Annotated in this window: 9 protein-coding genes; 4 read left to right on the top strand and 5 right to left on the bottom strand. The window is 69.6% G+C overall.

Annotated features, from left to right (window positions below):
• Positions 1–175 precede the first annotated feature (175 nt).
• From fabG to mpl, 5 genes are read right to left on the bottom strand one after another with little or no spacing between them, the layout of a single operon-like run.
• The gene (gene fabG / locus AC6EI8_RS09825; RefSeq protein WP_498381829.1) at positions 176–916 is read right to left on the bottom strand and encodes a 3-oxoacyl-ACP reductase FabG; all 741 of its coding nucleotides are present in this window, start codon (positions 914–916) and stop codon (positions 176–178) included.
• Positions 913–1,116 carry a hypothetical protein gene (locus AC6EI8_RS09830; RefSeq protein ID WP_498381830.1) on the bottom strand — a complete coding sequence of 68 codons (204 nt, stop codon included), beginning with the start codon at positions 1,114–1,116 and terminating at the stop codon, positions 913–915. The genes fabG and AC6EI8_RS09830 overlap by 4 nt, the downstream gene beginning before the upstream one ends.
• A 23-nt stretch (positions 1,117–1,139) precedes the next feature.
• Positions 1,140–1,766, bottom strand: a complete 627-nt coding sequence (locus tag AC6EI8_RS09835; protein ID WP_498381831.1) for a chorismate--pyruvate lyase family protein — start codon at positions 1,764–1,766, stop codon at positions 1,140–1,142.
• Positions 1,759–2,439 (bottom strand): YqiA/YcfP family alpha/beta fold hydrolase, encoded by a 681-nt coding sequence (locus AC6EI8_RS09840; protein ID WP_498381832.1) that lies wholly within the window; start codon positions 2,437–2,439, stop codon positions 1,759–1,761. The genes AC6EI8_RS09835 and AC6EI8_RS09840 overlap by 8 nt, the downstream gene beginning before the upstream one ends.
• A gap of 14 nt (positions 2,440–2,453) precedes the next feature.
• Entirely contained in the window at positions 2,454–3,845 is a 1,392-nt protein-coding gene (mpl, locus tag AC6EI8_RS09845; RefSeq protein ID WP_149316616.1) for a UDP-N-acetylmuramate:L-alanyl-gamma-D-glutamyl-meso-diaminopimelate ligase, read from the bottom strand.
• A gap of 220 nt (positions 3,846–4,065) precedes the next feature.
• Here mpl and AC6EI8_RS09850 point away from each other — a divergent pair, with 220 nt between their 5' ends.
• From AC6EI8_RS09850 to AC6EI8_RS09865, 4 genes are all read left to right on the top strand, one after another.
• A complete protein-coding gene (locus AC6EI8_RS09850; RefSeq protein ID WP_149316615.1) occupies positions 4,066–4,776 on the top strand; it encodes a UDP-N-acetylmuramate--alanine ligase in 711 nt (236 codons plus the stop codon).
• Positions 4,777–4,830: 54 nt separating this feature from the next.
• Complete coding sequence (locus AC6EI8_RS09855; RefSeq protein ID WP_498381833.1) at positions 4,831–5,409, top strand: TlpA family protein disulfide reductase; 579 nt, start codon at positions 4,831–4,833, stop codon at positions 5,407–5,409.
• A gap of 250 nt (positions 5,410–5,659) precedes the next feature.
• Complete coding sequence (gene aroQ, locus AC6EI8_RS09860) at positions 5,660–6,139, top strand: type II 3-dehydroquinate dehydratase (protein ID WP_226107648.1); 480 nt, start codon at positions 5,660–5,662, stop codon at positions 6,137–6,139.
• A gap of 171 nt (positions 6,140–6,310) precedes the next feature.
• On the top strand, positions 6,311–6,423 hold a 113-nt coding region (locus AC6EI8_RS09865), incomplete at its 3' end, for a DUF8684 domain-containing protein (RefSeq protein ID WP_498381835.1).

Genomic DNA, 6,423 nt, shown 5'->3' on the forward strand with positions numbered 1-6,423 from the left:
GCGTGCCGGCAAGCGTGCCGGGAAACGTGCCCGCGAACGCGCCGGAAAGCCTGCCCGGGAGCCGTCCGGACGCGCGACCGGAAACGCGTCCGGAAACGCGTCCGGAAACGCGTCCGGAAACGCGTCCGGAGGCGCGTGCGGAAGCGCGTCCGGGAGTGTGTCCGGAAGCGCGCCCTCAGATCGACATGCCGCCGCTGGCCTCGATCGCGGTGCCGTTGATATAGCTGGCGTCGTCGCTGGCCAGGAAGGCGTAGATGCTGGCGATCTCGTCCGGCTCGGCCAGCCGGCCCAGCCAGCAGGCCTGCTTCATGCCGTCGAGCACCTTGTCCGGCACCGTCTGCAGGATCTCGGTGGCGACGAAACCCGGGCACACCGCGTTGACGCGCACGCCCTTGGGCCCGAGCTCGCGCGCCCAGGTCTTGGTGAAGCCGACCACGCCAAACTTGCTCGCGGCGTAGTTGGTCTGGCCGAAATTGCCGTACAGGCCGACCACGCTGGAGGCGTTCAGGATCACGCCGCGGCCGCGCTCGATCATCGGGCCGGCGACGGCCTGCGCGCAATGGAACACGCCCTTCAGGTTGACGTCGATCACCGCGTCGAACTGGGCCTCGGTCATCTTGACCAGGCGGGCGTCCTTGGTGATGCCGGCGTTGTTGACCAGGATGTCGATCTGGCCGTACTCGGTCAGCGTCGCCGCGACCATCGCGTCGACCTGATCGCGCTGCGTGACGTCGACCCGGTGCGCGCGGACGGTGGCGCCGCCGGCGGCCAGCTGCGCGGCGGCCTGCTGGACGCGCTCGGCGTTGACGTCGCACAGGATCACGATGGCGCCCTCGGCGGCGAAGCGCCGCGCGGTCGCAAAGCCGATACCGGCGGCGGCGCCGGTGACGATGGCAATCCGTCCCTGAAGTTTCATCGTTGAGTTCTCGTGGTAGTGGGGTTGGCTGTCGTTATCGTTTTTTTGTTTGGGTTGGGGCGGGTCCGCGCGTCGTCGGCCGCGGCGCCGTCGGCATCGATTGCATCGGTCGCATCGGTCGCGTCCATCACCTCCGACGCGTCCATCGCATCCATCGCATCCATCGCATCCATCGCGTCCATCGCGTCCATCGCATCCATCGCGTCTGTCGGGTCGCTCTCCCCTATCGCGGCGGACGCATCGGCACCGGCATGCCGGTCGCGGTGCGCGGCGCCGGGCGCGTGGCGAGGTCGGGCAGGAATACCTCGGTCACCAGCATCACGCCCGCGCCGCGGCGGAACACCGAGCGCCGCGCCGGCAGCATGATTCCCGCCAGCTCCTCGCCGAATTCGGGCAGCGCGCGGCGCAGCCGCTGCGCCAGCGGATGATGCGGCAGCAGGCGGGCGAATTCGAAGGGGTCGCGGCGCACGCGCGGATCGACGAACAGCGCGCCGCCCAGCGGCCGGTCGCCCAGTCCGCCGAGGAAGGGCCAGTCGCGGCGCGCATGGCGCGGATGGACGATGGTGTGGCCGAACACGGCCGGGGTGTTGTCGCAGACCAGCAGCACGTCGCGCGCGATCACGGGCAGCGGCGCGCCCAGCCGGAGCGTGTGCCACTCGTCGGCCAGCGGCCGCTCCATCCGCTGCGACAGCTTGCTGACGCGAAAGCGCGACGAGGCGGTGATCAGCCGCGCGGTCAGCGAGCCTTCGCCGGTGATCCAGCGCCGCAGGTTGGCGCCCAGCGCCGCGTCGAACGGCAGATGCCCGCTCCAGGCACAGCGGCGCACGCGCGCCGCGCAGGCGTCAGGCATTGCCACCGTCCTTGTTGTCCGTCTCCTCGCCGGATGTCCCGGCTTGCCCGGTTTCGCGAGTTTCCCCGGCGGTCTCGGCGTTGTCGGCATTGCCGTAGCCGCAGAAGTCCAGCACCTCGTCGACATAGTCGGCGAACTCGCTGATGCCGTGGTCGCTTCCCTCGATCACGCGGATGCGCGCCCCCTGGCAGGACGCCACCATCTCGCGGTAATCCAGCACCTCGTCGCCGGTCGCGGCCAGCAGATAGAAGCGCTCCGGGTGTCGCAGCGTGTCGACGCGCAGATCCAGCAGTTCCTGCAGATGATGGCGCTCGACCTTGACCGAGCCGCCGCCATGCCACAGCGGCTGCTCGCCGAGATGGCGCTCGAGATCGGTCCAAGGATGCACGGCCGGGTTGAGCAGCACGGTGGGGCAGCCGTGCCGCTCGCCGAGCCAGCGCGCGTAGTAGCCGCCGAGCGACGAGCCGACGATGGCCAGAGGCCGATCGCTCGGGGCCGACAGGCGCGCCGCGGCGATCGCGGCCTCGGCCTGCTCGATCGCGCGGGCCGGCGACACGTCGAGCATCGGACAGGCGTAGTAGCGGCCCAGCCCGCGCTCGCGCAGGCGCTGCTGCACCAGTTGCGCCTTGAACGAGCGCGGCGACGAACGGAATCCGTGCAGATACAACAGCATGGGCGCCGCTCCGTTCAGCCCTTGGCGGGCGCCGCCAGCGCGTCCAGCAGCTTCTGATGGACGCCGCCGAAGCCGCCGTTGCTCATCACCAGAACATGGTCGCCCGGCCGCGCCGCGGCGCGTACCGCGGCGACCAGCGCGTCCAGATTGTCGAAGGCGCCGGCGCGCTCGCCCAGCGGCGCCAGCGCCTCGGTCAGGTCCCAGCCCAGCGCGTCCTTGCCGCTGGGGGCGCCATAGCCGAATACCAGATCGGCCAGTTCGAGGCTGGCGGGCAGCTGCGCCTTCATCACGCCGAGCTTCATCGTATTGGAGCGCGGCTCCAGCACCGCCAGGATGCGCGCCGCGCCGACGCGCCGGCGCAGGCCGTCCAGCGTGGTCTGGATCGCGGTCGGATGGTGGGCGAAGTCGTCGTAGACGGTGACGCCGCCGGCCACCCCGCGCACTTCCATGCGGCGCTTGACGTTGGCGAAGCGGCCCAGCGAATCGATCGCCTGGGCGGGCGGCACGCCGACATGGCGGGCGGCGGCGATCGCGGCCAGCGCGTTCATGCGGTTGTGCACGCCCTGCAGCGTCCATTGCACGCGGCCGACCACGGTCTCGCCGTGCCAGACATCGAAGGCGTCCAGCTCGGCGCCGGCACCTGCGGCCTGCGCCGCATCGCTGGCGCGCCAGTCTCCGGTGCCGAACTGCTCGACCTCGCTCCAGCAGCCGCGCTCGAGCACGCGCGCCAGGCTCTCTTCGAGGCCATTGACCAGCAGCCGGCCCTGGCGCGGCACGGTGCGCACCAGATGGTGGAACTGGGTCTCGATCGCGGCGAGATCGGGAAAGATGTCGGCGTGATCGAACTCCAGGTTGTTCAGGATCGCGGTGCGCGGCCGGTAGTGGACGAACTTGCTGCGCTTGTCGAAGAAGGCGGTGTCGTACTCGTCGGCTTCGATCACGAAGAAGTCCGAGGGCGTCACCCGTGCCGACACGCCGAAGTTCTGCGGCACGCCGCCGACCAGGAAGCCTGGCTCGTAGCCGGCGTCCTGCAGGATCCAGGCGAGCATCGACGTGGTGGTGGTCTTGCCGTGCGTGCCGGCCACCGCCAGCACCCATTTGCCGCGCAGCACATGCTCGCCCAGCCATTGGGGGCCGGACACATAGGGCAGGTTGCGGTCCAGGATGGCTTCCATCAGCGGGTTGCCGCGCGAGACCACGTTGCCGATCACGAACAGGTCCGGTTCCAGCGACAGCTGGGCGGGATCGAAGCCCTCGATCAGCTCGATCCCCTGGGCCTCGAGCTGCGTGCTCATCGGCGGATAGACATTGGCGTCGCAGCCGGTGACGCGATGGCCGGCCTGCTTGGCCAGCACGGCGAGGCCGCCCATGAAGGTGCCGCAGATACCGAGGATATGAATATGCATGGGGATCGGTGAACAGCCGGATGGAAAGCGAGGGTTGATGGCGCGAGCCGCGGCGAAGGCCGATGCCGGCCCGGCGGCGGGCATCGGGCGGGCATCGATGGGGCGCGAGGATCGCCGCCGGCGATGCGCGGGACGCGGGCATCGGCGCGACCGCACCGTGCCGCAGTGCCGCATTGTACCGTGCGAGCCGGGCCTCGGCGGCAGCGGGTATCATCGTGGGATGTCACGACGTACCCCCATCGATCCGGCGCGCCTGCGCAACGAGATCGCGCAAGCCGCCGCCCGGATGATCGCCGAGGATGGCGCCGACTACGCCACCGCCAAGCGCAAGGCCGCCCGCCAGCTGCTCGGCGACGTGCGCATCGCGGGCGACTGGCTGCCCGACAACGAGATGGTCGAGGACGAGGTGCGCGCCTATCAGGCGCTGTTCCATGCCGACAGCCAGCCGCGCATCCTGGCGCTGCTGCGCCGCGTGGCCCTGCTGGCGATGCAGGATCTGGCCGGCTTCCGCCCGTATCTGGCCGGCGCGGTGCTCAACGGCACCGCGACCGAGCATTCCGACATCCATCTGCAGTGCTTCTGCGACAGCCCCAAGGATGTCGCGCTGCACCTGCTGAACGCCGGCGTCGACTTCGAGACCAGCGAATCCCGCCACTTCGCCAACCGCGGCGAGGTCGAGACGCTAAGCTTCCTGTGGCGCGGCCAGTGGCCGGCGCAGCGCGAGGCGCGCCTGCTGGCCGGCGAGGTCCGCGCCGAACTGGGCGCGCCCGTCGGCATCCATATTGCGCTGTATGACGCCAACGACGAACGCGGCGCCCGCGGCGAGCCAGGCGGCCGGCCACTGCGGATCGACGAGGGTGCGCTGCGCACGCTGATCGCCGCGGACGAGGCGGCGGCCGGCAACCCGGCCCCCGACGGCGACACCATATAAATAGAACCGGCGCCCATCTGGCGCCATCTCTTCGTCTTCCTTGCCAGAGGCCCCATGAAACCGTCCACGTCCTCCGCCCCGTCTTCGCCACCTTCCGCGCCGCAGCCGGTTCGTCGCGGCCGCCTGTGGTTCTGGCTGGCCATCGCCGTCGCCGCCGCGATTGCCGGCGCCGCGGTCGGCCACCGGGTCTTCTCGCCGCAGCCGGCCAGCGACCAGGCGGTCGAAGCGCTGTACCGCACCGAGCTGCCGGATGCGGACGGCAAGCCGATCCGGATGGACGCGCTGCGCGGCAAGACGGTGGTCGTCAACTTCTGGGCGCCGTGGTGCGGCCCCTGCGTGGAAGAGATGCCCGACCTGACCGCCCTGCACAAGGAATACCAGTCGCGCGGCGTCGAATTTGTCGGCATCGGCATCGATTCGGCCAGCAATATCCGCGAGTTCGTCCAGAAGGTCCCGGTCGCCTACCCGTTGGCGGTGGCCGGCTTTGCCGGTACCGAACTGACCCGCAGCTTCGGCAATGCCGCAGGCGGCCTGCCCTATACGGTGGTGATCGATCCCGATGGCGTGGTGCGGATGCGCAAGATGGGACGCGTGATGCCCGACGAACTGCGCGCCGTGCTGCCAAAGGGATAACGGCGCACGCGCCGCCGCGCAGGTGCCGCCAACGTGGTTTTGCCGCCTTCTGCGGCGAACCGGTCCGCAATTGTGGCGAAATGGTGCAGCACGGGGCGATGACAAGGCCCGGCTCGGTCAAATGCGATGCATAGTGCCCCTGCAAGACGGGATTCGCGGATCCGCCTTGTACCGTGTGCTAGACAAATCCCTCTAAGCTACGGTAATCTCCGCGCAATTTCGTAGAACTGGTCGAGCTGCCGTGACCGATATCCGTCCAAGCCCTAGCGCCGCCCGCTACCGTCAGGTGCTGGTCCTCCATGGACCGAACCTGAATTTGCTGGGCACGCGGGAGCCGCAGACGTATGGCACGACCACGCTGGCCGACATCGATGCCGCCCTGGCGCAGCGTGCGGCCGCGGCAGGCATCGGGCTGGCGACCTTCCAGTCCAACCATGAAGGTGCGTTGATCGACCGCATCCACGCCGCGCGCGAGCAGGGTGTGGATTTCATCATCATCAATCCCGCCGCCTACACGCACACCAGCGTGGCGTTGCGCGACGCGCTGGCGGGCGTGTCGATACCGTTCGTCGAAGTCCACCTGTCGAACGTGCATCGCCGCGAGAGCTTCCGCCATCGGTCCTATTTTTCCGATCTGGCGGTCGGCGTGATCTGCGGGCTGGGTTGGCAGGGCTACCTGCTAGCGCTGGACTACGCCCTCGGGCAGGAACAGGCGCCACCCGGGGCCTGACCCCCGCGTCGAACAGAAACAGACACAGTACCCATGGCGCGCGCCGGTGTGCGCGCCCTCGCCGGCTACCTCGCGTGCCCGGCGCGGCGGCGCGATTGCCGGCCGCAACGATTTTCTCCGGGCCCCCGCCATCGCGGCGGTGCCGGACAACCCGATTCAGGAGGATAGAAGATGGACCTGCGCAAGCTGAAGACGCTGATCGACCTGGTGGCCGAATCCGGCATCTCCGAGCTGGAGGTCACGGAGGGCGAAGGCAAGGTGCGCATCGTCAAGGCGCCGCCCCA

Source organism: Cupriavidus sp. R6-3, assembly GCF_059772245.1.

Bases quoted from the DNA above. Each gene is read 5' to 3' on its own strand.
- AC6EI8_RS09840 (WP_498381832.1), bottom strand. From the start codon at position 2,439: ATGCTGTTGTATCTGCACGGATTCCGTTCGTCGCCGCGCTCGTTCAAG.
- mpl (WP_149316616.1), bottom strand. From the start codon at position 3,845: ATGCATATTCATATCCTCGGTATCTGCGGCACCTTCATGGGCGGCCTC.
- AC6EI8_RS09830 (WP_498381830.1), bottom strand. From the start codon at position 1,116: ATGGATGCGATGGACGCGATGGACGCGATGGATGCGATGGATGCGATG.
- AC6EI8_RS09835 (WP_498381831.1), bottom strand. From the start codon at position 1,766: ATGCCTGACGCCTGCGCGGCGCGCGTGCGCCGCTGTGCCTGGAGCGGG.
- AC6EI8_RS09855 (WP_498381833.1), top strand. From the start codon at position 4,831: ATGAAACCGTCCACGTCCTCCGCCCCGTCTTCGCCACCTTCCGCGCCG.
- fabG (WP_498381829.1), bottom strand. From the start codon at position 916: ATGAAACTTCAGGGACGGATTGCCATCGTCACCGGCGCCGCCGCCGGT.
- AC6EI8_RS09850 (WP_149316615.1), top strand. From the start codon at position 4,066: ATGTCACGACGTACCCCCATCGATCCGGCGCGCCTGCGCAACGAGATC.